19 protein-coding genes and 1 pseudogene are annotated in these 24,990 nt (G+C 67.6%); 15 read left to right on the top strand and 5 right to left on the bottom strand.

Translation table 11 applies throughout. From position 1 onward, the window contains the following. The first annotated feature begins 25 nt into the window (after nucleotides 1-25). Nucleotides 26-568, top strand: coding sequence for a flagellar transcriptional regulator FlhC (flhC, locus tag BW39_RS21420; RefSeq protein ID WP_012204158.1), 543 nt, complete (start codon nucleotides 26-28; stop codon nucleotides 566-568). A gap of 51 nt (nucleotides 569-619) precedes the next feature. On the opposite strand, the gene BW39_RS21415 is transcribed toward flhC, so the two are convergent. Both BW39_RS21415 and ppc read right to left on the bottom strand, forming a co-directional pair. Further along, nucleotides 620-2,728, bottom strand: coding sequence for a PTS sugar transporter subunit IIC/EAL domain-containing protein (locus tag BW39_RS21415; protein ID WP_043824102.1), 2,109 nt, complete (start codon nucleotides 2,726-2,728; stop codon nucleotides 620-622). A 102-nt stretch (nucleotides 2,729-2,830) separates the two neighbouring features. After that, nucleotides 2,831-5,680 (bottom strand): phosphoenolpyruvate carboxylase, encoded by a 2,850-nt coding sequence (gene ppc / locus BW39_RS21410; RefSeq protein ID WP_013803627.1) that lies wholly within the window; start codon nucleotides 5,678-5,680, stop codon nucleotides 2,831-2,833. 112 nt (nucleotides 5,681-5,792) lie between these two features. Between ppc and hemC the strand changes: the two genes are divergently transcribed. From hemC to BW39_RS21370, 9 genes and pseudogenes are all read left to right on the top strand, one after another. Then, nucleotides 5,793-6,731, top strand: coding sequence for a hydroxymethylbilane synthase (hemC, locus tag BW39_RS21405; RefSeq protein WP_013803628.1), 939 nt, complete (start codon nucleotides 5,793-5,795; stop codon nucleotides 6,729-6,731). A 13-nt stretch (nucleotides 6,732-6,744) separates the two neighbouring features. Continuing rightward, a complete protein-coding gene (locus BW39_RS21400; RefSeq protein WP_043824100.1) occupies nucleotides 6,745-7,554 on the top strand; it encodes a uroporphyrinogen-III synthase in 810 nt (269 codons plus the stop codon). Then, the gene (locus tag BW39_RS21395; protein ID WP_013803630.1) at nucleotides 7,551-8,693 is read left to right on the top strand and encodes a uroporphyrinogen-III C-methyltransferase; all 1,143 of its coding nucleotides are present in this window, start codon (nucleotides 7,551-7,553) and stop codon (nucleotides 8,691-8,693) included. Before BW39_RS21400 ends, BW39_RS21395 begins: the two co-directional genes overlap by 4 nt. Nucleotides 8,694-8,712: 19 nt before the next feature. Next, complete coding sequence (locus BW39_RS21390) at nucleotides 8,713-10,020, top strand: heme biosynthesis HemY N-terminal domain-containing protein (protein ID WP_012204152.1); 1,308 nt, start codon at nucleotides 8,713-8,715, stop codon at nucleotides 10,018-10,020. 210 nt (nucleotides 10,021-10,230) lie between these two features. Next, nucleotides 10,231-10,824: a cytochrome b gene (locus BW39_RS21385; RefSeq protein WP_043824099.1), complete on the top strand. Its 594-nt coding sequence runs from the start codon at nucleotides 10,231-10,233 to the stop codon at nucleotides 10,822-10,824. Nucleotides 10,825-10,916: 92 nt separating this feature from the next. Further along, a complete protein-coding gene (locus tag BW39_RS21380; protein ID WP_034391259.1) occupies nucleotides 10,917-11,489 on the top strand; it encodes a YceI family protein in 573 nt (190 codons plus the stop codon). A 69-nt stretch (nucleotides 11,490-11,558) separates the two neighbouring features. After that, nucleotides 11,559-12,137 (top strand): YceI family protein, encoded by a 579-nt coding sequence (locus BW39_RS21375; RefSeq protein ID WP_012204149.1) that lies wholly within the window; start codon nucleotides 11,559-11,561, stop codon nucleotides 12,135-12,137. Nucleotides 12,138-12,448: 311 nt separating this feature from the next. Further along, nucleotides 12,449-12,952, top strand: a pseudogene (locus BW39_RS32295) (midcut-by-XrtH protein); the annotation flags it as partial. 57 nt (nucleotides 12,953-13,009) lie between these two features. Beyond that, on the top strand, nucleotides 13,010-16,639 hold the full coding sequence (locus BW39_RS21370) for a beta strand repeat-containing protein (protein WP_235264257.1): 3,630 nt from the start codon (nucleotides 13,010-13,012) through the stop codon (nucleotides 16,637-16,639). Nucleotides 16,640-16,669: 30 nt separating this feature from the next. Here BW39_RS21370 and pdxR read toward each other — a convergent pair whose 3' ends face one another. Then, nucleotides 16,670-18,190 (bottom strand): MocR-like pyridoxine biosynthesis transcription factor PdxR, encoded by a 1,521-nt coding sequence (gene pdxR, locus BW39_RS21365; protein WP_043824095.1) that lies wholly within the window; start codon nucleotides 18,188-18,190, stop codon nucleotides 16,670-16,672. A 101-nt stretch (nucleotides 18,191-18,291) separates the two neighbouring features. On the opposite strand from pdxR, the gene BW39_RS21360 reads away from it, so the two are divergent. From BW39_RS21360 to BW39_RS21350, 3 genes are read left to right on the top strand one after another with little or no spacing between them, the layout of a single operon-like run. Beyond that, a complete protein-coding gene (locus tag BW39_RS21360; protein ID WP_043824093.1) occupies nucleotides 18,292-18,921 on the top strand; it encodes an FMN-binding negative transcriptional regulator in 630 nt (209 codons plus the stop codon). 34 nt (nucleotides 18,922-18,955) lie between these two features. Further along, nucleotides 18,956-19,303 (top strand): antibiotic biosynthesis monooxygenase family protein, encoded by a 348-nt coding sequence (locus tag BW39_RS21355; protein ID WP_013803636.1) that lies wholly within the window; start codon nucleotides 18,956-18,958, stop codon nucleotides 19,301-19,303. A gap of 20 nt (nucleotides 19,304-19,323) precedes the next feature. After that, entirely contained in the window at nucleotides 19,324-19,728 is a 405-nt protein-coding gene (locus BW39_RS21350) for a ribosomal maturation YjgA family protein (protein ID WP_043824091.1), read from the top strand. On the opposite strand, the gene BW39_RS21345 is transcribed toward BW39_RS21350, so the two are convergent. Continuing rightward, on the bottom strand, nucleotides 19,729-19,977 hold the full coding sequence (locus BW39_RS21345) for a DUF1272 domain-containing protein (RefSeq protein WP_012204142.1): 249 nt from the start codon (nucleotides 19,975-19,977) through the stop codon (nucleotides 19,729-19,731). It abuts the gene before it with no gap. Nucleotides 19,978-20,015: 38 nt separating this feature from the next. After that, complete coding sequence (locus BW39_RS21340) at nucleotides 20,016-20,909, bottom strand: cation diffusion facilitator family transporter (RefSeq protein ID WP_043824088.1); 894 nt, start codon at nucleotides 20,907-20,909, stop codon at nucleotides 20,016-20,018. Nucleotides 20,910-21,155: 246 nt separating this feature from the next. On the opposite strand from BW39_RS21340, the gene BW39_RS21335 reads away from it, so the two are divergent. Together BW39_RS21335 and BW39_RS21330 are read left to right on the top strand one after the other, a co-directional pair. Next, entirely contained in the window at nucleotides 21,156-21,782 is a 627-nt protein-coding gene (locus BW39_RS21335; protein WP_034391240.1) for a VOC family protein, read from the top strand. A gap of 184 nt (nucleotides 21,783-21,966) precedes the next feature. After that, nucleotides 21,967-24,879 carry a valine--tRNA ligase gene (locus tag BW39_RS21330; RefSeq protein ID WP_043824086.1) on the top strand — a complete coding sequence of 971 codons (2,913 nt, stop codon included), beginning with the start codon at nucleotides 21,967-21,969 and terminating at the stop codon, nucleotides 24,877-24,879. The last annotated feature ends 111 nt before the right edge of the window (nucleotides 24,880-24,990 follow it).

Below are 24,990 nucleotides of genomic sequence, written 5' to 3'. Positions count from 1 at the left end.
CGCCTGAAGAACTCTGGAGCCCGCCATGTCCACCCCCGCCAAAAGTGTCCTGAACGAGTCCAAGCAGATCGAGCGCGCCGCCATGCTCATCGAGATGGGTGCACGCATGCAGGTGCTCGAATCCGAGACCACGCTGTCCTACGAGCGCCTGATCCGCCTGTACAAGGAGATCGCAGGCAAGTCGCCTTCCAAGGGCCAGCTGCCGTTCTCGACCGACTGGTTCCTGACCTGGCAGGAGAACATCCACAGTTCGCTGTTCCTGAATATCTACGAATACCTGTCCAAGGGCGCCGAGCTGGATGCCGTTGAACAACTGACCAAGGCCTACCGTCTCTATACCGAGCAGATCCAGGCCGCCGAGCTGGAAGCGCTGCTGTCCTTCACCCGCGCATGGCGCCTGGTGAAGTTCGTCGACGCGCAGATGCTGACCCGTACCCAGTGCACGGTGTGCAAGGGCCAGTTCGTGACCGAGCCCTACGAGAACGAGCGCCACTACCAGTGCGGCCTGTGCAATCCGCCCGCACGCGCCGGCAAGAGCAAGAGCGCCGGCTCGCTGATGCTGCACTGATGATCTGCACTGCGCATCGCACCCGCGATGCCGCCACAGGAATCCAGGAATCTAGACCGTCCCGCCGCCTGCCCTGGCGGCGCAGTCCCTGGCGAACTGCGGCAGTTTCTCGCCTGGCAGGGCGCGGCTGAAGTACCAGCCCTGCACCAGCAGATCGCCCTCGAAGCCCAGGGCCTGCAACTGCGCCTCGGTCTCCACGCCCTCGGCCACCACGTTCAGCTGCAGCGCCTCGCAAAAGCGCAGCAGGCCGTCCAGCACCAGCTCGCCCTTGGCATGGCCGCTGGCCACGACGAAGCTGCGGTCGATCTTGATGGCATCCACATCGAACTGGTGCAGGTAGCTCATGGACGAGAAGCCGGTGCCGAAGTCATCGATGGACACCTTGGCGCCCAGCGCATGGATCTGCCCTATGGCGCGGCGGATCGCCTCCACGTCGCCCACCATTTCTTCCTCCGTGATCTCCACGCCGACCTGCCCCCTGGCCTGGGCCAGCAGCAGCATCAGGCGCGAGCAGTGCTCGGGCGAGGTCAACGTGGCACCCGACACATTGATGCTGATCGGCATGGCAAAGCCCTCCTGGCGCCAGTGCCGGCTCTGGCGCACGGCAGCGCCCGCCACCCACAGGTCCACCTCGCGCATCAGCCCCGCATCGGCCAGCCAGCGCAGGAAACTGCCGGGCTGCTGCAAGCGGCCCTGCGCGTCCCGCGCGCGCAGCAGGGCCTCGCAGCCCAGGCACAGGCCGCTGCGGTGCGAGACCTGGGGCTGGAATTCCAGGTGGAACTCGTACTCGCTGATGCGACGGATATGCGCCAGCATGGTCTCGCGCCGGGCCTGCGCCTGGTGCGCCTGCACCAGCGGATCGCGCACGATCAGGCCGGCCTCTTCGGGCAGGCGCGAGAACGTGGTGTCCAGCGCGTGCAGCACGATGGCACCGTCGTCCTGGCCCAGCCGGTCGATGGCCCGCACGTAGGGCGCATAGATCAGCGCCCCCAGGGCCGTCAATGCCAGTTGCAGCACCACGGCCGCCATGTCCCCGCCCGTGCTCACATAGGCATTGAAGACCACGGGCGCAGTCAGCGGCAGCACCATGGAGGCCGGTGCCACCCAGCCGGCCTGCACCACCGTGACGGCCACGACCAGGTTGATGGCGGGTACCGCGAGAAACGGCACGAGCAGGCGCAGGTTCAGGATGATCGGCAGCCCGAACAGCAGGATCTCGTTGACGTTGAGCAAGGAGATGGGCAGCGCCGCCAGCGCCAGCACGCGCAGGCCCCGCCCCCGGCAAAACAGCAGCACGGCCAGCGCCAGCGACAGCGTTGCACCGGAGCCGCCGATGAAGACGAAGGAGCCCATCAGCCCGCCGCTGAGCGCCCAGGGCGCCTGCAGCCCCTGCGCCATCGCGGCGGCATTGGCCACCACAGCCTGGTCCAGCACCTGGAAGAAGGGCTGCATGGCGTAGTACCCCTGGACGCCGAAGAACCAGAGCACGGAATTGAGCAGTGCCAGCGTCAGCCCGCTGCGGTAGGGGTTCTCGGGGCCCGCGATGGCCAGCGGCAGTTCGGCCCGCGTGATATCCGGCAGCACCTGTTGCAGGCCCAGCAGCAGCAGCACGAGCAGCACGGCGACAAGGGCGCCGGGAACGACGAGGTTCATAACCTCGCGCACGTTCTCGCTCACGAAGCCGGTGCGCGCGATGCGCGTCCAGCGCAGCCGGCTCAGGCGCGCCATCAGGGGCACGGTGATCAGGGGGGAGGCGATGGAGATGAACAGCACCAGGGTGGCCGCCGCGCGCGGATGCTCGCTCAGCAGATAGATGGCCATCTGCACATGCGCGAAGCACAGAAAGGTCACCGGCAGGCGCGGCAGCCGGTGGCGTATGGAGAGCATGTAGCCGATGGACGCGGCCACCAGCAGCGGCAGGATGCTGCCGATCTCCGCGTGCAGGCCCGCAAGCACCCGCACCACGGGTTCGGGCTGGCCGGACATCTGCGCCAGCGCCGACAGGATGAGGAACAGGGCCGAGACCAGCAGACAGGGAACCAGCCAGAGCAGGCCCTCGCGTATGGCCCGCATGGAGTTGGCGCCGGCCAGCCTGGCCAGGCGCTGTGTCAGGAACAGTTGCACGTCCGGAAAGCCGGCCCGTGACCTCTTGTTGCCCATGGCTCCCACCCTTTTCTTCCCGGCAGAAGTCAGGCGCTCCTGTCCGGAGCACATCGTACAACGCCGGCCGCAAAGGGCTGTTGCGGCCTCCAGAGAGCAGGATCAGCCCGTGTTGCGCACCCCGGCCGCGATGCCGTTGATGGACAGGTGGATGCCGGTCTTGATGCGCTCATCGGTCTGGCCTGCGCGCCAGCGGCGCACCAGCTCCACCTGCAGATGGTGCAGCGGATCGATGTAGGGGAAGCGATGGCGGATGGAGCGCGCCAGCGCTTCGTTGTGGGCCAGGCGCTGCTTGTCGCCCGTGATGCGCGCCAGCGCATCGACGGTGCTGTGCCACTCGGCCTCGATGGCGCTGAAGATACGGCGGCGCAGGCGCGCGTCCGGCACCAGGTCGGCATAGCGCGAGGCCAGGTTCAGGTCGCTCTTGGCCAGCACCATGTCCATGTTGGACAGCAGGGTACGGAAGAACGGCCACTGGCGGTACATCTTCTGCAGCAGGGCCAGCTGGGCCTTGCCATCCTTGCCCGGCTGGTCGATGAAGGCCTTGACCGCGGCGCCAAAGCCGTACCAGCCCGGCAGCGTGAGCCGGCACTGGCCCCAGCTGAAGCCCCAGGGAATGGCGCGCAGGTCCTCGATCTTCTGCGAGGGCTTGCGCGAGGCCGGGCGTGAGCCGATGTTCAGCTCGGCAATCTCGCGGATGGGCGTGCTGCTGAAGAAGTAGCTGGTGAAGCCGGGGGTCTCGTACACCAGGGCGCGGTAGGCGCCCATGCTGGCGTCGGACAGGAAGGCCGCCGCATCCAGGAAGGCGCGCGTGGCCGGCTTGGTCGGCTGCAGCAGCGTGGCCTCCAGCGTGGCGGCCACCAGGGTCTCCAGGTTGCGCCGGCCGATCTCGGGGTTGGCGTACTTGGAAGCGATCACCTCGCCCTGCTCGGTGAGGCGGATCTGGCCACGCACCGTGCCCGGAGGCTGGGCCAGGATGGCCTGGTAGCTGGGGCCGCCGCCCCGGCCCACCGTGCCGCCGCGGCCATGGAACATGCGCAGGCTGATGCCATGGCTGTCGGCCAGCTCGTCGAACAGCTCGACCAGCGAGATCTCGGCGCGGTACAGCTCCCAGTTGCTGGTGAAGATGCCGCCGTCCTTGTTGCTGTCGCTGTAGCCCAGCATGATGTCCTGCTCGCCGCCGCTGCGCTGCACCATGGCCGCCACGCCGGGCAGCTGGAAGTAGCGGCGCATGATGGGCGAGGCGCTGCGCAGGTCGCCAATGGTCTCGAACAGCGGCACGACGATCACATCGCAGATGGCGCCGTCGTCCAGCGTGCCGCGCAGCAGCCCGGCCTCCTTTTGCAGCAGCAGCACTTCCAGCAGGTCGCTGACCGATTCGGTGTGGCTGATGATGCAGTGGCGTATGGCCTCGGCGCCCAGGGCCGCGCGCAGGCGGCGCGCGGTCTCGAAGATGGCCAGTTCGCCGCGCGCATGCTCGGAATAGTCGGCGCCCACCACGCGCAGCGGCCGCGCCTCTTCCAGCAGGCGCACCAGCAAGGCGCACTTGGCGTCTTCCTGCAGGCCCGAGTAGTCGGGCTCCAGGCGCGCCGCAGCCAGCAGCTCGGCCACCACTTCCTCATGCTTGTCCGAGCTTTGGCGCAGGTCCACCGTGGCCAGGTGGAAACCGAAGACCTGCACGGCGCGCATCAGCGGACGCAGGCGCTGGGGCGCCAGCACCTCGCCGTGGTTGCGGCTCAGGGAATCATCGATGACGCGCAGGTCGGCCAGAAACTCCTCGGGCGAGGCATAGGCGTTCTGCGGCGCCACGGCATGGCGCGCAGCCTCGCCGCCGGTCAGGCCCTTGAGCGTGGCGGCCAGACGCGCGTAGATGCCGGTGAGCGCGCGGCGGTAGGGCTCGTCGGAGCGGTGCTCGTTGGTGTCGGGCGAGCGCTCTGCCAGGGCCTGCATCTCGGTGGACACATCGGTCAGGCGCTGGGACAGCGACAGCTCGCCGCCCAGGTAGTGCACCTCGCGCAGATAGTGGCGCAGGGCCACGTCGGCCTGGCGCGACAGCGCCAGCTCCAGGCTCTGGGCCGTGACATTGGGGTTGCCGTCACGGTCGCCGCCGATCCAGTGGCCCATGCGCAGGAAGCTGTGCACGGGAAGGGTGTTGCCCAGCTCCTGCTCCAGTTGCGCATACAGCTTGGGGATCTCGCGCAGGAAGGTGGCTTCGTAGTAGGACAGCGCGTTTTCGATCTCGTCGGCCACGGTGAGCTTGGAGTATCGCAGCAGGCGCGTCTGCCACAGCTGGCTGACGCGGGCGCGCAGCTGGGCCTCGTTGCGTTCCAGCTCGCGCGGGGTGAGCGCGTCCTTGGCGCTGTTGTACAGCTGGGCGCGGGCCACGATGTCCTCGCGTGCGGCCAGCAGTTGGGAGATGTCGCGCTCGGCCACCAGAATGCTCTGGCGCTGCACTTCCGTGGGGTGGGCCGTGAGCACGGGTGCCACATAGCTCTTGGCCAGCGTCTGCGCCACGGTGCCGGCCGAGATACCAGCCCAGCGCAGGCGCGCCAGCGCCACTTCGATGCTGCCTTCCTGGGTGTTGCCCGCGCGCTCGTGCACGGCGCGGCGGCGGATGTGGTGGCGATCCTCGGCCAGGTTGGCCAGATGGCTGAAATAGGTGAAGGCGCGGATCACACTCACCGTCTGGTCCGTCGTCAGGCCCTTGAGCAGGCGCTTGAGCGCGCGGTCGGCGGTCTCGTCGGCATCGCGGCGGAAGGTCACCGACAGCTGGCGCACCTGCTCGATCAGCTCGAAGGCCGCCACGCCTTCCTGCTCGCGGATCACATCGCCCAGAATGCGCCCCAGCAGGCGTATGTCCTCGATCAGCGGCAGGTCCTTGTCCGTCTTGCGGACAGGCTTGTCATCACGCCTGTCATCTCGCGCATTGCTCTTGCGGGGGGCGGTGGCCATCAACGAATCTCCTGGAATCGGTCAGCGTATCGGTTTGCTTGGGCTTCGGTCCTGGTGCCGGGTTTACTGCGGCGCAGCATGCTAGCATCCCGCGCTCCCCCCGAGGCACCTGATGAACACCAAACCACTTCTCCCCCACTCCATCGTGATCGCCACGCGCGAGAGCCAGCTGGCACTGTGGCAGGCCGAGCATGTCCAGGCGCTGCTGCGCGCCCGGGGGCATGAAGTGGAATTGCTGGGCATGACCACCAAGGGCGACCAGATCCTGGACCGCACGCTGTCCAAGGTGGGCGGCAAGGGCCTGTTCGTCAAGGAGCTGGAAGTGGCGCTGGAAGAAGGACGCGCCCACATCGCCGTGCACTCGCTCAAGGACGTGCCCATGGAGCTGCCCGAAGGCTTTGTGCTGGCCTGCGTGATGGAGCGCGAAGACCCGCGCGACGCCTTTGTCTCCAATCGCTACGCCACGCTGGCCGAGCTGCCGCAGGGCGCCGTCGTCGGCACATCGAGCCTGCGCCGCCAGGCACTGCTGCAGGCCCTGCGCCCGGACCTGAAGATAGAGCCGCTGCGCGGCAACGTGAACACCCGCCTGCGCAAGCTGGACGAAGGCCACTACGACGCCATCGTGCTGGCCGCCGCAGGCCTGATGCGCCTGGGCCTGGCCGACCGCATCCGCGCCAGGTTCGAGCCCACCGGCATGCTGCCGGCCGCAGGCCAGGGCGCGCTGGGCATCGAGGTGCGCGCCGACCGCCAGGACCTGATCGACGCGCTGGCCCCGCTGGCCCACCAGACCACCTGGCTGACCGTGACCGCCGAGCGCGCCGTCAGCCGCTGCATGGGCGGCAGCTGCTCCATGCCGCTGGCGGCGCACGGCACATTCGACGGCCAGCAACTGCGCCTGGACGCAGCCTGGGGAGACCCGGAAGGCCGGCTGCCGCTGGTGCAGGTGCACGCCGACGCCACCGTCACCGACTTCGCCAGCGCCGACGCGCTGGGCCAGCACGTGGCTGCGCTGCTGCAGGCGGCAGGCGCCCAACCGGCCCCAAAGCTCTAGACGGCACGCCCACATGCCGCCGCGCATACTCGTCACCCGCCCGGCCCATGACGCAGCCGCGTGGGTGGATGCGCTGCAGGCCCGGGGCCTGCCGGCCCAGCCGCTGGCGCTGATGGCCATAGGCCCCTGCCGCGATGCGGCCACGCAACAGGCCTTGCAGGCCGCCCGCAACGCGCTGCGCGAAGGCCCAGGCTACCGCGCCGTGATGTTCGTCAGCGGCAATGCCGTCCAGCATTTCTTCGGCACCGACCCCGCACGGCTTCCGGCCTCCACCCGCGCCTGGACGCCCGGCCCCGGCACCGCCCAGGCGCTGCTGGCCCTGGGCATTGCGCCAGCACAGATCGACGGCCCGCCACCGGACGCCGCCCAGTTCGAATCCGAAACGCTATGGCAGCGCGTGCATGACCAGATCCATGCGGGCGACCGCGTGCTCATCGTGCGTGGCGACAGCCAGGCAGGAGCGCCCAGGACCGTGCCGGCCACGGCAGGCGCCGGCCGCGATTGGCTGGCCGCCCGACTGCGCGAGGCGGGTGCCCAGGTCGAAATGCTGGCCGTCTACCAGCGCGAACTGCCTGACTGGGATGCAGCCCAGACGGCACTGGCACGCCAGGCGGCCGAAGATGGCTCGCTCTGGCTGCTCAGCAGCGCCGAATCCGTTGCCAACCTGCAACAGCTCCTGCCGGGCCAATCGTGGCAAAAGGCGCGAGCGCTTGCTACGCACGAGCGAATCGCCGCCCAGGCCAAGCAACTGGGATTCGGATATGTCAAGCAATGTCGGCCGGCTCTGGAGGACGTGGTTGCGTCGATAGAATCGACGCCATGAGTTCCGACGCAGCGCAAGACCGCCCCACCCCGCAGGACCTGACGCCCCCAGCCTCCGCCGCAGCATTCGCTGCCGGCTCCGCCCAAAGCAGCCCCGCTGCAGACCTGCGCAGCGGCTCCTCTGCCCTGGTCCTGGGCGTGGGCGCCGTGGCCGTGGCGGCGCTCATTGCCTGCGGCATGCTCTGGCAGCGCCTGGGCAATATCCAGGAACAGTTGGCCCGCCAGTCCGCGCAGTCCGGCTCCCAGTCGGTCGAGGCCCGCACCCTGGCGCGCGACGCCCAGGACCTGGCCCGCGACAGCGCGGCGCGCACCTCGGTCATGGAGGCGCGCATTGCAGAGCTGTCGCTGCAGCGCACGCAGCTCGACGAACTCCTGCAAAGCATGTCGCGCTCGCGCGACGAGAACCTGGTGGTGGACATAGATTCCTCCATCCGCCTGGCCCAGCAGCAGGCCGAGCTGTCCGGCAGCCTGCAGCCGCTGGTGGCCACGCTCAAGAACGCCCGCCAGCGCATAGAGCGCGCCGCACAGCCCCGTCTGGCTCCCGTGATGCGCGCGCTGGACCGCGACCTGGAGCGGCTGGCCCGCATGAGCGTGACCGACACGGCCGGCCTGCTCACCCGCATCGAGGACCTGGTGCGCCTGGTCGACGAGATGCCCCTGCTCAACGCCGTGGCCCAGCCACGCGCCAGCCGCCATCGCGGCGTGGCCGGCCAGGCGGCCCGCCAGCCCGAGCCCGCCCCCATCGAGGGCAGCCCCGCCGAGTGGAGCTGGTGGCAGTCCTGGGGTGAGCGCGGCTGGACGGCCGTGCGCGAAGAGGCCCAGGACCTGCTGCGCGTCAGCCGCATCGACCACCCGGACGCCATCTTGCTGGCGCCCGAGCAGGCCTATTTCCTGCGCGAGAACCTCAAGCTCAAGCTGCTGAACTCGCGCCTGGCCCTGCTGTCGCGCCAGTGGGATGCGGCGCGTGCCGACCTGGCCGCCTCGGGCATGGCCGTGAACAAATACTTCGATCCTGCCGCGCGCCGCACCCAGATCGTGCAGGCCCAGCTGCAGCAGATCCAGGCCAATCTGCGCACCACCGAACAGCCGGCGCTGCAGGAAACCCTGGCGGCGCTGGCAACGGCCGCCGCAGGCCGCTGAGCAGCCGGGAGACAGACGAATGCGCGCTGCACTGTGGTTGATCGGTTTGTTCGGCATGGCCGTTGCGGCCGCCTTGTTCGCGGGCTCCAACCAGGGCACGGTGACCCTGTTCTGGGCGCCCTACCGGCTGGACCTGTCCCTGAACCTGGCCATTGCCATCATCGTGCTGGCCTTCGTGCTGCTGTATGCCGCGCTGCGCGCCCTGGCCGCGCTGCTGCAGATGCCGCACCAGGCACGGCGCTGGCGCAGCCAGCAAAAAGAGCGCGCCATGCACCACAGCCTGCTGGAGGCCCTGTCGCACCAGCAGGCCGGCCGCTTTCTGCGTGCACGCAAGTCGGCACTGGCCGCCCTGGCGATGGAGGAATCCCTGGCCGAGGCCCATGCCGCCGTGCCACACGGCACGCGGCTGCGTGCAGCCGCCCACATGGTGGCCGCCGATGCCTCCCACGCCCTGCAGGACAGCCCGCAGCGCGACCACCACTGGCGCGAAGTCCTGGCCAATGCACCGGCCCAGGGCAATGCCCAGGAGCAGGAAATGCGCGAAGGCGCCCAGATGCGCGCCGCGCGCTGGGCCCTGGACGACCGCGACGCAGCTGATGCGCTGCGCCGCCTGGCCGAACTGCCCCAGGGCGCGGCACGCCGCACGATCGCGCTGCGCATCCGCCTGAAGGCCTCGCGCCTGGCCGGCCAGACATCGACGGCGCTGGACACGGCGCGCCTGCTGGCCAAGCACCGCGCCTTCTCGCCAGCGGCCGCCGCCAGCGTGGTGCGCGGCCTGGTGCTGGAGAGCATCAACGAGGCACGCGACACCACGCAGCTGCAGCACTTCTGGCTGTCGCTGGACGGTGAGGAACGTGCCATGCCCGAGATCGCGCTGCCGGCCGCATCGCGCCTCATGGCCCTGGGCGGCGAGGCCGCGCAGGCCCGCGCCTGGCTGCTGCCCGTGTGGGAACGCCTGCTGTCCCATGCCGGCCCGCGCAGCGAATCGCATCTGCCGCGCCTGGTCCAGGTGCTGGAGCCCTGCCTGGACGGCCTGGACGGCACCTGGCTGGCACGCATCGAGGCGGCCACCAACAGCCATCCGCGCGAACCCCGCCTGCAGTACCTGGCCGGCATGGCCTGCGTGCAGCGCCAGCTCTGGGGCAAGGCCCAGCAACTGCTGCTGCGCGCTGCGCCCCATCTGCAGGAAAGCGCACTGCGCACCCGTGCCTGGCAGCGCCTGGCCCTGATGGCCGAGCACCGGGGCGATGCCGACGCAGCCGCCGCCGCCTGGAAGCAGGCGGCGCAGGCCGTGGTCATGCTGCCCGCCGATCCCGCCCGGCCCTGACCTCCTGCAGCCCGGGGGTACCACGGGTGCTGCGGCCTTCATCTTTTTTGAATTGAGCCGTCAATACCGCTGAACTCTTTTGGATTTGCCGCTTCCTACACTGCACGTTGTCCGCAGTGCACGAAGTTCTCGCAGAGCGCACCGCACCCTTTTTGCCATCCAGGGCCCCTTCACAGGGGCCCTGAACGGTTCCAAAGCCTGCCGCCATCCATGACAGAGTCCTCAGCCCGCGCCAACGCGCCAGCAAAATCCTCCTCCAGAGCCACGCGCTATACCGGCGTGGCCATGGCCGCCCACTGGGTGCTGGCACTGGGCCTGATCGCCGCCCTGGGCCTGGGCTGGTACATGACCGGCCTGCCGTTCTCCCCTTCGCGCCTGAAGCTGTACAACTGGCACAAGTGGCTGGGCGTCACGCTTTTGTCGCTGAGCCTGCTGCGCCTGCTCTGGCGCGTCACCCACCGCCCGCCCGAGCTGCCGCCCGCCGTGGCCCGTGCCATGCCGCAATGGCAGCACTGGGCCCACAACGGCACCCACCACGCCATGTACCTGCTGTTCTTCGCCGTGCCCCTGCTGGGCTGGGCCTACAGCTCGGCGGCCGGCTTTCCCATCGTCTTCCTCGGCATGCTGCCCCTGCCTGACTTCGTGAGCGCCAGCCCCGAACTGGCGGAAACCCTCAAGCCCCTGCACGGCTGGGCGGCCTGGGCCCTGGTCGTGCTGATTGCCATGCATGTGGGCGCCGCCCTCAAGCACCAGTTCATCGACCGCGACGGCCTGATCTCCCGCATGCTGCCGGGCCGCGCCTGAACCTTTCGCCAACCTCTCGCCAGCCAGGGCCGGTGTCCATCCGGCCCCAGCCACCCCCTGACCGGATTTTCCCGCCCCCTAGGAGTCTCGCCATGCGCTTTTCCTCCACGCTGACCACCATCGCCCTGGCCGCTGCGGCCCTGGCTTCCCAAGCGGCACTGGCCGAGCAAAAGCTCGTGCCCGCCCAGAGCGCCGTGAACTTCACGGCCAAGCAGATGGGCGTGCCCCTGCAGGGCCACTTCAAGAAGTTCGATGCCCAGGTCCAGTTCGACACGGCCAAGCCCGACACCAGCAAGATCCGCTTCACCGTGGACACCGGCAGCGCCACCATGGGCGCCAAGGAAACCGACGCCGAACTGCCCAAGGCGGACTGGTTCAACGTCGCCAAATTCCCGCAGGCCGTGTTCGACTCCACCGCCGTCAAGGCGCTGGGCGGCGGCAAGTACCAGGTGGACGGCAAGCTCAGCATCAAGGGCCAGGTCCAGAACGTGAGCATTCCCGTGCAACTGGCACAGTCCGGCACCACGACCACGGCCACCGGCACGCTGCCGCTCAAGCGCCTGCAATTCAAGATCGGCGAAGGCGAATGGGGCGATACCTCCATGGTGGCCGACGAGGTGCAGGTGCAGTTCAAGCTCGCACTGACCGGCGTGGGCAAGCTGTAAGCCGCGTCCCTGCCCAAGATCGGCCATTTTCTTTCCCGTTTCGTGCAACCCCAACCTAGGAGTTCTTTCATGCGCACTTCCGTGTTTGCCCTGGCCATTGCCGGCCTGTTCGCCACCGCTGTCCAGGCTGCTCCCGCAACCTACGCCATCGACCCGACGCACACCTTCGCCACGTTCGAGATCGACCACAACGGCGCCTCGACCAACCGCGTGCGCTTCGACAAGAAGAGCGGCACCGTGGAATTCGACCGTGACGCCAAGGCCGGCAAGGTCGAAGTCGTGCTGGAAATGGAATCGCTGAGCTCGGGCACCGCCGCCTTCGACAAGCACCTCAAGAGCGCCGACATCTTCAACGTGGCCAAGTTCCCCCAGGCCAAGTTCGTCTCCGACAAGTTCGTCTTCGACGGCGACAAGCTCAAGGAAGTCACCGGCCACCTGACCATCCTGGACAAGACCCAGCCCGTGACCATCAAGGCCAACAAGTTCACCTGCTACCCCAACGCCATGCTGCAAAAGCGTGAGACCTGCGGCGGCGACTTCGAAGCCGTGATCGACCGCACCGCCTTCGGCGTGAACTACGGCGTGGACTATGGCTTCCCCAAGCAAGTGCGCCTGGTGATGTCCATCGAAGCGGTCAAGCAGCAGTAAACCCGTATTCGCCGCAGTGCCTTTCAGGGCACTGCCGCCCAAAGCCCGTGATTCGCAAGCCGGTCACGGGCTTTTTTTTGCCTTTTCTGAATTCCCGGAAAAGACCTTGCCAATGCTCTCCATTCGCACCTGCTCCACAGAGGCACAGCGAGCACATTGGCGGCCTTTGCAAATGCATCAAATTGATAGCGATTTCGCGGTCATTGAGAAGTCGCAGCATAACGATTCCTCGATATCGATAGATACAAATAGACATACTCCAAAAAACTTACTTTAAATTTCATTTTCCGATCACTCCCTGGCATTCACCCATGAAGCAGATCTCCATTGCCCCCGCCGTTGTCGCCGCCATTGCAGCCCATTCATTCCCAATGGCTGCCAATGCCCAGAGCATCACGGTCGCTCCGGCTGCCGCCGTCGCGGCAACCGCGATTCCGGTGGACAACCCTTGGAGTCTGTTGGCCCTTGCCATAGGGCTGGCCATGGCCGCCTGGCTGGTGCTGCGCAACCGGCAGCCCCGGGCGCTCTTCATGGCGCTGTGCACCAGCGCCATCGTGTGCGCCACGCTGTGGCACAGCCCCGATCTGCGTGCCCAATTGACGGGCAGCTTTACCAACCCGGCGGGCGAGACACGGCCATTGCTCGTTGCGCAAATTGTCAATGGCGGCAATATCAATGGATTTTCTGCAGAAGATTTCACCAATGATTCCGGTGTGGCACTGAAAATCACCGCCATTCAGCCACCGAATTTGAATCAGTGTTTTCCCTCGGGCTTCACCCATCTCATGCCGCCAGGGGCACCGCCCGCATCGCCCCCGCCTCTTTGCGCCGTGGGCAACACCATTGCGCCCAATGGCACATGCCGGGTGAATGTGGAAACCATTTGCCGCGCCGAGGCAGCCCAGGCCACGGCCGGCGCCAGCCCCACCACGCTCAGCGTTCCCGGCGCGGGCCTGTCATTTGCCGCAGGCAGCACCGGCACGGTGAACGTCAGCAACAGCGGCGGCTCGGCAGCGCTCAATGTGCAGGCCACCATTCCCGCAGGCAGTGGCATCACCATCTCCTCCAACAGCTGCGCGGCAACGCTGCCTGCGGGCTCCAGCTGCGCCATCACCCTGACGGCACTCGCGGCGGAAGGCCCGACCACCGTCAGCATTGCCGGCAGCAACGCCGCAGCCACCACCACCCCGGTCACCGTGACAGGTGGCCCGGCCCCGACCACCACGCTGAGTATTCCCGCCACGCCGCTGTCGTTTGCGGCGGGCAGCACGGGATCGGTGACCATCACCAACAGCGGCGGCGCAAATGCGCTCAATGTGCAGGCCAGCATTCCTGCAGGCAGTGGCATCACGGTGTCCAACACCACCTGCCCTGCCGCCCTGGCACCCTCTGCCAACTGCACGATCACGTTGACCGCGCCCTCGGCGGAAGGCCCGACCGCCATCGGCTTCGGCGGCAGCAATACGGCATCCACTTCCGTGCCGGTCACGGTGTCGGCAACCGGCACGCCCACCACGCTGAACATTCCTGCGACGTCCGTGTCCTTCGGAGCGGGCGGCGCCGGCTCGGTGAGCATCACCAACAGCGGCAGCGCACCTGCGCTCAATGTGCAGGCCAGCATTCCGGGGGGCAGTGGCATCACGGTGTCCAACACCACCTGCTCCGCCATCCTGGCTCCCTCGGCCAGCTGCACGATCACGCTGACAGCCCCCTCGGCGGAAGGCCCGACCTCCATCGGCTTCGGCGGCAGCAACACGGCTTCCACGTCCGTGCCCGTCACGGTGACGACTGCCGTCCTGCCCGCCACGCTGACCATTCCCTCGGCGTCCCTGTCCTTCGGGGCGAACGGTGCTGGCTCGGTGACCATCACCAACAGCGGCAGCGCACCTGCGTTCAATGTGCAGGCAAGCATTCCGGGGGGCAGCGGCATCACGGTGTCCAGCACCACCTGCGCCGCCATCCTGGCTCCCTCGGCCAATTGCACGATCACGCTGACAGCCCCCTCGGCGGAAGGCCCGACCCCCATCGGCTTCGGCGGCAGCAATGCGCCCGCCGCTACCGCACAGGTCACGGTCACCGCACCCGTCGCGCCAACCGCGCCTACCGTTCCCCCGGCACCCGTGCTGTTCGGCGCCTACGGCGCAGGCTCGGTGACCATCACCAACAACGGAACGGCGCCTGCGTTCAATCTGCGGGCCATCATTCCGGTCGGCAGCGGCATCACGGTGGCCTCCTCCACCTGCCCGGCGTCACTGCCGGTGGGCGCAAGCTGCACCATCACACTGACGGCGGCAGGACCGGAAGGCCCCACGAACATCGGCGTTGGCGGCAGCAACACGCCGGCCACGACGGTGCCTGTCACGGTGACGACCCCTGTCACGCCGACTACGTTGAACATTCCCACTGCCCCCGTGTCCTTCGGCACCGGCGGCGCTGGTTCGGTGATCATCAACAACAGCGGAAGCGCACCCGCGTTCAACGTACAGGCCACCATTCCGGCCGGCAGCGGCATCACGGTGTCCAACTCCACCTGCGCCGCCATCCTGGCCCCCGCTGCCAGCTGCACGATCACGCTGACGGCCGCTGCGGCCGAAGGCCCGACCGACATCGGCTTCGGCGGCAGCAACACGCCGGCCACGACCGTGCCGATCACGGTGACAGCCCCCGTCGTGCCCACCACGCTGAACATTCCCACGACACCCCTGTCGTTCGGCACCGGCGGTGCAGGTTCGGTGACCATCACCAACAGCGGAAGCGCACCCGCGTTCAACGTACAGGCCACCATCCCGGCCGGCAGCGGCATCACGGTGTCCACCACCACCTGCCCCGCCATCCTGGCCCCCGCTGCCAGTTGCACGATCACGCTGACGGCCGCTGCGGCCGAAGGGGCGACTGCCATCAGCTTCGGCGGCACCAACACACCGGCGACGACGGTGCCGGTCACGGTGACGGTCCCCGTCACGCCGACCACGCTGGACATTCCCGCCGCACCCGTGTCGTTTGGCACCAGCGGAGCGGGCACGGTGACCATCACCAACAACGGGCCCGCACCGGCGTTCAACGTGCAAGCCACCATTCCGGTCGGCAGCGGCATCACGGTGGCGTCCAGCACCTGCCCCATCTCCCTGGCCCCCGGGGCCGACTGCACGATCACGCTGACGGCTGCGGCCGCAGAAGGCCCGACCGCGGTCATCTTTGGCGGCAGCAATACGCCCACCACGACCGTGCAGGTCACGGTGACGGTGCCCGTTCCCACGGCCACGCTTTCGATACCCAGCGCTCCGCTGTCGTTCGCTGCGGGCGGCTCGACAACGGTCCTCATCAGCAACACCGGCGCTTCTGCAGCCTTCAACGTGACCGCCACGGCGCCGGCCGGTAGCGGAATCACCGTGCAGTCGAACACGTGCGGTGCCGCACTCGCCTCTTTGGCCAGCTGCGGCATCACCCTGACTGCGGCCGCCGCCGAAGGCCCCACGGCCATCAGCTTCGGCGGCAGCAATACGCTGGCCACGACCGTGCCGGTCACGGTGACGGCGCCCGTCACCCCGACCACGCTGGGCATGTCCACCACGCCCGTGTCGTTCAACACAGGGACAACGGGCTCGGTGACCATCACCAACAACGGTGGGGCCCCTGCGCTCGACGTTCAGGCCACGATTCCAGCAGGCAGCGGCATCACGGTGTCGGCCAACACCTGTGGTTCATCGCTGGCAGCGGGGGCCAATTGCACGATCACGCTGACTGGAGCCACGCCGGAAGGTCCGACGGCCATCAGCTTCGCTGGCAGCAACACCACGGCAACGTCAGTGCAGTTCACCGTGACGGCGCCCAGCACCACGACCACGCTGGGAATCTCCGCATCGACCCTGACGATTGCTACTGGCGGCACGGGCTTCGTGACCATCACCAACACGGGATCGAATGCCGCCGCAAATATCGGCGCCACCATCCCCGGCGGCAGTGGGCTGTCCGTTTCCGGCAACACCTGCGGGCTGTCGCTGCCGGCCGGGGGGACTTGCACGGTGACCTTCACCGCAGGTTCGGACGAGGGGCCGACCAATGTCACCATCCAGGGCAGCAACACCGACACCGCAGCCTTGTCGATCACGGTCTCGGGTTCCATCGACATTGGCGCCTACCACCTCGATGGCAGCTGTGGTGTGCTTGGCGTCCTTGGCCCCGGCTTCACCCTCACGGCAGGCTCTGCGCCGCTTCCCGTCGGCACCACGGTGACCATCATCGGTTCGGGAGTTGCCAACATCGGTGTGTTCAGTGTGACGGGAGGCACAGCCAACGTGTCGGTACTTTCCGCAACCTCCCGCCAGGTCACCCTGACCTCGGCACTGCCGGCAGGGGCCACGATCGCGTTCAGAACCACGCTGTCCATCAGCGTCGCCTTCACGCTGAATGGCTCGACGACGCTGCCCAACGGCTATGCGGGCACAGGCGGGAAGCCCGCTGGCAGCGTGAGTTCCACGCTCATTCTCTGCAGCGCCACCTGATTGCAGGCGCTGCGGCAACACCCGGAAACCTCAGCGTCGGCAAGGCGGGGCCTCGAAGGCCCCGCCTTTTTTCTGTCCATCCCGCACCACGCCTGCCAGCCTGCGCACCCCTTGCTCGATGGCCTGCGGCTGCAGGCTCGCATAACCCAGGACCAGCCCGGCGCAGGACTGGCGGCGATGGGCATCACCGGCCGCATAGAGCGGCGAGATGGGGCGAACGCCCACGCCACGCTCTCTCGCCAACCGCACCAGGGCAATCTCATCGCGCTGATGCACGGCAGGCACCCAGGCCACCACATGCAGGCCGGAGGCCGAGCCTTCGACCTGCACCGCGCCCGGCAAGTGCCGCTCCAGCGCCTGCAGCAATGCCGCCCGCCGGCCTTCGTTGCGACGGCGGGCAGCGCGCACATGGCGCTCGTAGCTGCCGTCCTCGATCAGCGCGGCCAGCACCAGCTGGTCCAGGCGCGGCGCATGCCGGTCGGCCAGCCGCCGGGCTTCCCGGAACACGGGCACCAGGGACGGCGGCAGCACCAGGTAGCCCATGCGCATCTGCGGCGACAAGGCCTTGGAGAAAGTGCCGACATGGATGACGCAACCCACCTCGTCAATGGACTGCAGGGCGTCGATGGGGCGCAGCCCGTAGCGGAATTCGCCGTCATAGTCGTCTTCCAGAATCCAGGCACCCGTGGCGCGCGCCCAGGCCAGCAGTTGCTGCCTGCGGCCTATGGGCAGCACGCCGCCCAGCGGAAACTGATGCGAGGGCGTGACATAGGCCAGCCGCGCCTGGCGCCCGGCCAGCGCCGAGGTATCCAGGCCCTGTTCATCGACGGCCATTTCCTGCAGGCATGCGCCCTGGGCCTCAAACACGCGGCGCGCCATCAGGTAGCAGGGCTCTTCCATCAGCACGGTCTCGCCCGGATCGACCAGCACGCGCGCACACAGGTCGATGGCCTGCTGCGAGCCCTGCACCACCACGATCTGATCGGCCGAACAGACAAGCCCCCGCGCCCTGCGCAGATAGCCTTGCAGCGCCATGCGCAGCGCCGGCTCGCCTTCGGGCGCGTCGTAGGACAGGGAGGACTGGCGCTGCACGATGGCGCGGTTGTAGGCGCGCCGCCAGGCCAGCGTGGGAAAGTCGTCAAAGGCCAGGGCGCCGTAGAGAAAGTCGATCGGGGCCGGCCCACCATCGCCTGCTGCCGGTGGCAGGGCCGACGCCAGCGCATCCACCCGCTGCCCATAGGAAGACAGCCGGGGACGGCCATGCTGCTGGGCCGCTGCCGGCGTGCTGCGCGCACGGCTGCGCTGCGCCGCGCCAGCCGCCACGCGCGCCCTGCTGCCTGGAGCGGTCTCCAGATAGCCTTCGGCCGCAAGCTGCTCGTAGGCGGCCGTGACGGTGGTGCGCGACACGCCCAGGTCCAGCGCCAGGGCGCGGGTGGAGGGCAGGCGTGCGCCCACGGCCAGGCTGCCGTCGGCCACCTGTGATTTCAGCCATTCGTGGAGGGTGCGGGCGCCGGGCGCTGCGCCGGCTTGGCGGGTGAAAGCGGATTTCAACTGGCCTGCCAAAAAATCATAAAACTGGATTTTTCATTGTGCCAGGGATGGTGGATAGTCCGGTTTCCCCCGATGCCGGCACACCAGCCCAGGAAGCGCCCATGTACACGCCCGCCCATTTCTCCCTCACCGATTCCGACAGCCTGCACGGCCTGATCCGCAGCCACCCCCTGGGCACGCTCGTCACCCAGGCCAACGGCGTGCTGGACGCCAACCACCTGCCGTTCCTGCTGGATGCGGACCCAGGGGAGATGGGCACGCTGAGCGCCCATGTGGCCCGCGCCAATCCGCTGTGGCAGCAGTGCCGCGACGGCGCCGAGGTGCTGGTCGTTTTCCGTGGTGCCGAAGGCTATATCTCGCCCAGCTGGTATCCAAGCAAGCACGAGACGCACCGCCTGGTGCCCACCTGGAACTACGAGGCCGTGCATGTGCACGGGCAAATCAGCATCCATGACGACGAGAGATTCGTGCGCGGCCTGGTCGGGCGGCTCACGCGGGTCCATGAGGCATCGCAGGCCCAGCCCTGGAAGATGTCAGACTCGCCGCGTGAATTCATCGACGGCATGCTGCAGGCCATCGTCGGCCTGCAGATCCGCATCACCCGCCTGGAGGGCAAGGCCAAGCTCAGCCAGAACCGGCAGGCCCGCGACCTGGAAGGCGCCATCGGCGCGCTGCGCGAGCGCGGACAGGAGCCGCTGGCCAGCGCCATGGATGCGGCGCCGCGCATCTAGCGCCAGCCGCCCTCACACAGATTGCCAACCGCCGATGTACACATCCACCTTCACCTTCGCGCCGGGCGAATACGACGCACCATTCCATGCCCTTGACGGCCGGATCGCCGAGATCGCCCGCGCCATCCCCGGCTACCTGGGCGAAGAGGCCTGGGAGAACCCCGCCACAGGCCTGGTCTCCAACGTCTACTACTGGCAGACCTGGGAGGCGCTGCAGCAACTGATGCGCCACCCTGCGCACCTCGAAGCCAAGCAGCAACAGGCGCGCTGGCTCAAGGGCTACCAGGTGGTGATCGCCCAGGTGGTGGGCAGCTACGGCGATGGCGGGATAGCGCACCCGCTGGCCACCGCTGCGCAAGGCACTGCGCACCCGGCTCGCTGACCGGACCCGCTTTTGGCCCGATGATGGCGGCCATGCGATGGCGTTTTGATCCTGTTTCCCTGGCGTGGGCGGTGGCCCTGTTTGTCTTGCTCGTGCTGCTGGCCACCGTCGGCGCGCGCTGGGGCTGGGTACGCAGCTTCTTCGGCGACGTGATGGCCGTGGCCTTGGTCTATGCCGTGTTCAAGACCGTGATCGCCGCGCGCGTGCTGCCGCTGGCGTCGGCCGCGCTGTGCGTGGGCCTGCTGGTGGAGCTGGGCCAGTTCCTGGCATCGACCTTCCAGTTGCACATTCCCAACCGCGCTTTGCGCATCGTGCTGGGCAGCACGGCCGACTGGTGGGATGTGCTGGCCTATGTGATGGGTTTTGCAGCCGTGCTGGCGGTGGAGGCTGCGTTCCGTGGCCGCAGAGCCAGGCCTGTGCTCTGATCAGGCCCGTACAGCGCAACCGCCGGCCTTGAGCACCCGCTTCGTCGAGGCCGGATACCGCTCCAGCTTGTCCGCCGGCCGGCGCGGCCTGGCCACCAGCTCTCCACCGCAGTTGGGGCAGGCGCCGTGCAGCACGTGATCCGCACAGCCGGCACAGAACGTGCACTCGAAGGTGCAGATGCGAGCCTCGGCAGACTCTGGCGGCAGGTCCTTGTCGCAGCATTCGCAGTTGGGTCGAAGCTCAAGCATCGGTGCACTCCGGGTGTGGTCCATGAAGACTGGGCATCCTAGTGGATGTGCTCTGTCGGTGAGCGATCCTCGCTCTCCATCTGCAGCGTCGTATGGTGCAGGTCGAAGCCGGCCTGCAGCCTGTCCTCGATATCGCGGCGCACCTGCTCGCCGTCCGCGCCGGGCAGCAGCACCACATGGCCGGTCAGCATGGGCTTGCTCTGCGTGACCGCCCACAGGTGGACATCGTGGATCGCTGCCACGCCCGCCGTGCCCGCAATCGCGTTGCGCACCGCCTGCAGGCTCATCCCCGAGGGCACGCCTTCCAGCAGGATGTTGATGCACTCGCGCAACAGGGTCCAGGTCCGCGGGAACACCATGAAGCCGATGGCCACGGCCACCGCCGAGTCGATCCACCGCCAGCCCGTCAGCCAGATCAGCGCGGCACCGGCGAGCACGCCGACCGAGCCCAGCATGTCCGCCCATACCTCCAGGTACGCGCCCTTCACGTTCAGGCTCTCGTCCTTGCCACCCGACAGCAGGCGCATGGAGAGCAGGTTGATCACCAGGCCCACGGCCGCCACCGCCATCATGCCCAGGGACTGGATTTCTGCAGGCGCCGACAGCCGGCGGTAGGCCTCATACAGGATGTAGAAGGCCACGCCCAGCAGCACCAGCGCATTGATGGCGGCGGCCAGGATCTCGAAGCGCGCATAGCCGTAGGTGCGCAGCAGGTCGGCTGCCTTGCGGCCGGCACGTATGGCCACCAGGGCCAGCAGCAGCGCCATCGCGTCGGTCAGCATGTGCATGGCGTCGGAGATCAGGGCCAGGCTGCCCGTGACCATGCCGCCGATGATTTCCACCACCATGAAGGTGCCGGTCAATCCGAAGGCAAACCAGAGACGGGATTCCGGCAGGGCACGCACATCGCCGTGCTGATGGCTGTCGCTCATGAGATTCCTTGACTTGAAAACGGTTGTGAACAGAGGGCCGCTGCACCGATGGCGTCCATGGCAGGCAGGGGCACGGACCTCCATGAGAAAGCGTGAAGTGACTTGAAGGTCAAGTGCTGCCGGCAACCTGGCACCGCAGGTGGCCCGGACGCCGTAGCGCGCATATCCCTGCATCCATCGCAACATTTCATTTAGGTAAATTGATTACGAATAGTAGAATCAAAACATCCACCAAGGAGACATTCGATGAACACAAGCGCCCGTCCCGACCTGTCCACACTGCCACCGCCCGCCGCCGTGCAGCAGCTGCACCACTACGCCTACAAGGCCCGCGATGCCGAGGAGACCCGCCACTTCTACGAGGACATCCTGGGCCTGCCGCTCTATCACATCATCCAGAGCGACTACGTACCCAGCACGGGCGAGTACTGCCCCTACACGCACTTCTTCTTTCGCCTGAAGGATGGTTCGTTCATCGCCTTCTTCGACATCGGCGACGACGAAAAGGCCCTTCCCTCGCCCAACACGCCGCTGTGGATCAACCACATCGCCTTCCGCGTGGACACCGTCGAGGAACTGGAGAACACCAAGGCCCGCCTGGTGGCGCATGGTATCGAGGTGCTGGGCGTGACCGACCACCACATCTTCAAGAGCATCTATTTCTTCGATCCCAACGGCATCCGCCTGGAGCTGTCGGCCCAGCTGGCCGACGAAGTGCAGATGGCGCGCGAAAGCACCACCGCCCACGCCCGCCTGAACGAGTGGACGGCACGCAAGGAGCAATGGCGCAAGGAGCGCGCCGAAGGCAAGGCCGCCCAGCCGCTCAAGCCCCAGAGCAACGACCGGCCCGAGTTCGTGCCCGATGCGGCCTAGAGCGTGTTGTGCACTTTAGAGTGCACAACACGCTCTCAATAAAACCCGGCGAACAGGCAGGCGGACGGGGTCGGTAGAATCCCCGTCAAACCGTCATCCATTTCGCATATGCAGACGGCATCCCTTCAACGGATGCCGTTTTCATTTGCCAAACGCCATTCGCACAATTCCCCGCAAGCAAGCCATGAGCGACACCATTGCCCAGCCAGGCCTCGACAGCCTGTCCAAATCGTTTGAACCCGCAGCCATCGAGGCCCAATGGGGCCCTGAATGGGAAAAGCGCGGCTACGGCGCAGCCGGCGTGCGCGGCACGGGCCAGGCAGATGCATCCCAGCCATCGTTCTCCGTCCAGCTGCCGCCGCCCAATGTGACGGGCACGCTGCACATGGGCCATGCGTTCAACCAGACCATCATGGACAGCCTCACGCGCTACCACCGCATGAAGGGCCACAACACGGTCTGGGTTCCCGGCACCGACCACGCGGGCATCGCCACCCAGATCGTGGTGGAGCGCCAGCTGCAGGAGCAGGGCGTCGCCAGCCGCCACGACATGGGCGCGACGCCTCCCGAGGCGCGCAAGAACTTCGTGAGCAAGGTCTGGGAGTGGAAGAACCAGAGCGGCAACACCATCACCGGCCAGATGCGCCGCATGGGCGACAGCGTGGACTGGAGCCGCGAGTACTTCACCATGGACGACAAGCTGTCGTCCATCGTCAACGAGACCTTCGTGCGCCTGTACCAGCAGGGCCTGATCTACCGCGGCAAGCGCCTGGTGAACTGGGACCCCAAGCTGATGTCCGCCGTCTCCGACCTCGAGGTCGAGAACGAGGAGAAGGACGGCTCGCTGTGGCACATCGCCTATCCGCTGGCCGACGGCTCGGGCCAGCTCGTGGTGGCCACCACGCGCCCGGAAACCATGCTGGGCGACGCAGCCCTGATGGTCCACCCCGAGGACGAGCGCTACCAGGCGCTGATCGGCAAGACCGTGATCCTGCCCCTGGTGGGCCGCGAGATCCCCATCATTGCCGACGACTACGTGGACCGCGAGTTCGGCACGGGCGTGGTCAAGGTCACGCCTGCGCATGACAACAACGACTACGCCGTGGGCCAGCGCCACGGCCTGCCGATGATCTGCGTGCTCACGCTCACGGCCACCATCAACGACGAGGCGCCCGAGAAGTACCGCGGCATGGACCGCTTCGTGGCGCGCAAGGCCATCGTGGCCGACCTGAACGCGGCCGGCCTGCTGGTCGAGACCAAGAAGCACAAGCTCATGGTGCCCATCTGCACGCGCACGGGCCAGGTGATCGAGCCCATGCTGACCGACCAGTGGTTCGTGGCCATGAACAAGGTGGGCGAAGGCGATGCCACGGGCAAGTCCATCGCGCAGAAGGCCATCGATGCCGTCTCCAGCGGCCAGGTGCAGTTCGTGCCCGAGAACTGGGTCAACACCTACAACCAGTGGATGAACAACATCCAGGACTGGTGCATCTCGCGCCAGCTGTGGTGGGGCCACCAGATTCCCGCCTGGTACGACGAGGACGGCAAGGTCTACGTGGCCCGCACCGAGGAAGAAGCCCGCGCCCAGGCCCCCGGCAAGACGCTCACGCGCGACGAGGACGTGCTGGACACCTGGTACTCCTCGGCCCTGGTGCCGTTCTCCACCATGGGCTGGCCGAACCAGACCGAGGCGGCCGACGATGACTACAACCTCTACCTGCCCAGCTCGGTGCTGGTCACGGGCTACGACATCATCTTCTTCTGGGTCGCGCGGATGATCATGATGACCACGCACTTCACGGGCCGCGTGCCCTTCCGCCATGTCTACATGCATGGCCTGGTGCGTGACGCCCAGGGCAAGAAGATGAGCAAGTCCGAGGGCAACGTGCTCGACCCCGTGGACCTGATCGACGGCATCGACCTGGACACCCTGCTGGACAAGCGCACGCAGGGCCTGCGCCGCCCCGAGACCGCGCCCCAGGTGCGCAAGAACACGCAAAAGGAATTCCCCGAGGGCATTCCCGCCTACGGCGCCGACGCGCTGCGCTTCACCTTCGCGGCCCTGGCCTCGCTGGGCCGCTCCATCAACTTCGACAGCAAGCGCTGCGAGGGCTACCGCAACTTCTGCAACAAGCTGTGGAACGCCAGCCGCTTCGTGCTGATGAACTGCGAAGGCCATGACTGCGGCCTGCTGCCCCACACCAAGGAGCAATGCCAGGCCGGCGGCGAGTTCGCGGGCTACATGCAGTTCAGCCAGCCGGACCGCTGGATCGCCTCGCAGCTGCAGAAGGTCGAGGCCGAAGTGGCCAAGGGCTTTGCCGAATTCCGCCTGGACAACGTGGCCAACGCGCTGTACGACTTCGTCTGGAACGAGTTCTGCGACTGGTACCTGGAAATCGCCAAGGTGCAGATCCAGACCGGCAACGAGGCCCAGCAGCGCGCCACGCGCCGCACGCTGATCCGCACGCTGGAGGCCATCCTGCGCCTGGCCCACCCCATCATCCCGTTCGTGACCGAAGCCCTGTGGCAGAAGGTCGCCCCGGTCGCCGGCCTGCCCGGCGAGTCCGTGGCCGTGGCCCGCTACCCTGAGGCCCAGCCCGAGAAGATCGACGAGGCCGCCATCGCCTACGTGGGCCGCATCAAGCAGATGATCGACGCCTGCCGCACGCTGCGCGGCGAAATGGGCGTGTCGCCGGCCCAACGCCTGCCGCTGCTGGCCGTGGCCAGCTCGGCCGATGAGTCGCAGTTCCTGCGCACCAATGCCGCCGTGCTGCAAAACCTGGCCAAGCTCAGCGAGGTCAAGGTGTTCGACGACGAAACCGCCTGGGCCGAGGCCGCCCAGGCCGCGCCCGTCTGCGTGGTGGGCGAGGCGCGCCTGGCGCTGTTCGTGGAGATCGACGTGGCCGCCGAAAAGGCCCGCCTGTCCAAGGAGGCCGCACGCCTGGAAGGCGAGATCACCAAGGCCAATGCCAAGCTGGGCAACGAGGCCTTCGTGGCCAAGGCGCCCCCGGCCGTCATCGACCAGGAAAAGAAGCGCGTGGCCGACTTCGGCGCCACGCTGATCCGCATCCAGGAACAACTCGCCCGCCTGGGTTGACATGGAATCTCCCCCTGAGCGGCTGTGCCGCTTCCCCCTCTCTCGCTTCGCGGGAGGGGGACGACACCCTCGGCGCGGGGCGGCCCTTCCTCGGTGTCCCTGATCTTGGGC

This window comes from Delftia sp. RIT313, assembly GCF_000632165.1.
Taxonomy (GTDB): Bacteria; Pseudomonadota; Gammaproteobacteria; order Burkholderiales; family Burkholderiaceae_C; genus Comamonas; species Comamonas acidovorans.
The sequence above is the reverse complement of the archived record's forward strand: the minus strand, read 5'-3'. Positions and strand labels throughout refer to the sequence as shown.

Bases quoted from the DNA above. Each gene is read 5' to 3' on its own strand.
- ppc (WP_013803627.1), bottom strand. From the start codon at position 5,680: ATGGCCACCGCCCCCCGCAAGAGCAATGCGCGAGATGACAGGCGTGAT.
- hemC (WP_013803628.1), top strand. From the start codon at position 5,793: ATGAACACCAAACCACTTCTCCCCCACTCCATCGTGATCGCCACGCGC.
- BW39_RS21355 (WP_013803636.1), top strand. From the start codon at position 18,956: ATGTACACATCCACCTTCACCTTCGCGCCGGGCGAATACGACGCACCA.
- BW39_RS21395 (WP_013803630.1), top strand. From the start codon at position 7,551: ATGAGTTCCGACGCAGCGCAAGACCGCCCCACCCCGCAGGACCTGACG.
- BW39_RS21350 (WP_043824091.1), top strand. From the start codon at position 19,324: ATGATGGCGGCCATGCGATGGCGTTTTGATCCTGTTTCCCTGGCGTGG.
- BW39_RS21380 (WP_034391259.1), top strand. From the start codon at position 10,917: ATGCGCTTTTCCTCCACGCTGACCACCATCGCCCTGGCCGCTGCGGCC.
- BW39_RS21385 (WP_043824099.1), top strand. From the start codon at position 10,231: ATGACAGAGTCCTCAGCCCGCGCCAACGCGCCAGCAAAATCCTCCTCC.
- BW39_RS21375 (WP_012204149.1), top strand. From the start codon at position 11,559: ATGCGCACTTCCGTGTTTGCCCTGGCCATTGCCGGCCTGTTCGCCACC.
- BW39_RS21330 (WP_043824086.1), top strand. From the start codon at position 21,967: ATGAGCGACACCATTGCCCAGCCAGGCCTCGACAGCCTGTCCAAATCG.
- BW39_RS21335 (WP_034391240.1), top strand. From the start codon at position 21,156: ATGAACACAAGCGCCCGTCCCGACCTGTCCACACTGCCACCGCCCGCC.
- BW39_RS21400 (WP_043824100.1), top strand. From the start codon at position 6,745: ATGCCGCCGCGCATACTCGTCACCCGCCCGGCCCATGACGCAGCCGCG.
- BW39_RS21415 (WP_043824102.1), bottom strand. From the start codon at position 2,728: ATGGGCAACAAGAGGTCACGGGCCGGCTTTCCGGACGTGCAACTGTTC.
- BW39_RS21390 (WP_012204152.1), top strand. From the start codon at position 8,713: ATGCGCGCTGCACTGTGGTTGATCGGTTTGTTCGGCATGGCCGTTGCG.
- BW39_RS21360 (WP_043824093.1), top strand. From the start codon at position 18,292: ATGTACACGCCCGCCCATTTCTCCCTCACCGATTCCGACAGCCTGCAC.
- BW39_RS21340 (WP_043824088.1), bottom strand. From the start codon at position 20,909: ATGAGCGACAGCCATCAGCACGGCGATGTGCGTGCCCTGCCGGAATCC.
- flhC (WP_012204158.1), top strand. From the start codon at position 26: ATGTCCACCCCCGCCAAAAGTGTCCTGAACGAGTCCAAGCAGATCGAG.
- BW39_RS21345 (WP_012204142.1), bottom strand. From the start codon at position 19,977: ATGCTTGAGCTTCGACCCAACTGCGAATGCTGCGACAAGGACCTGCCG.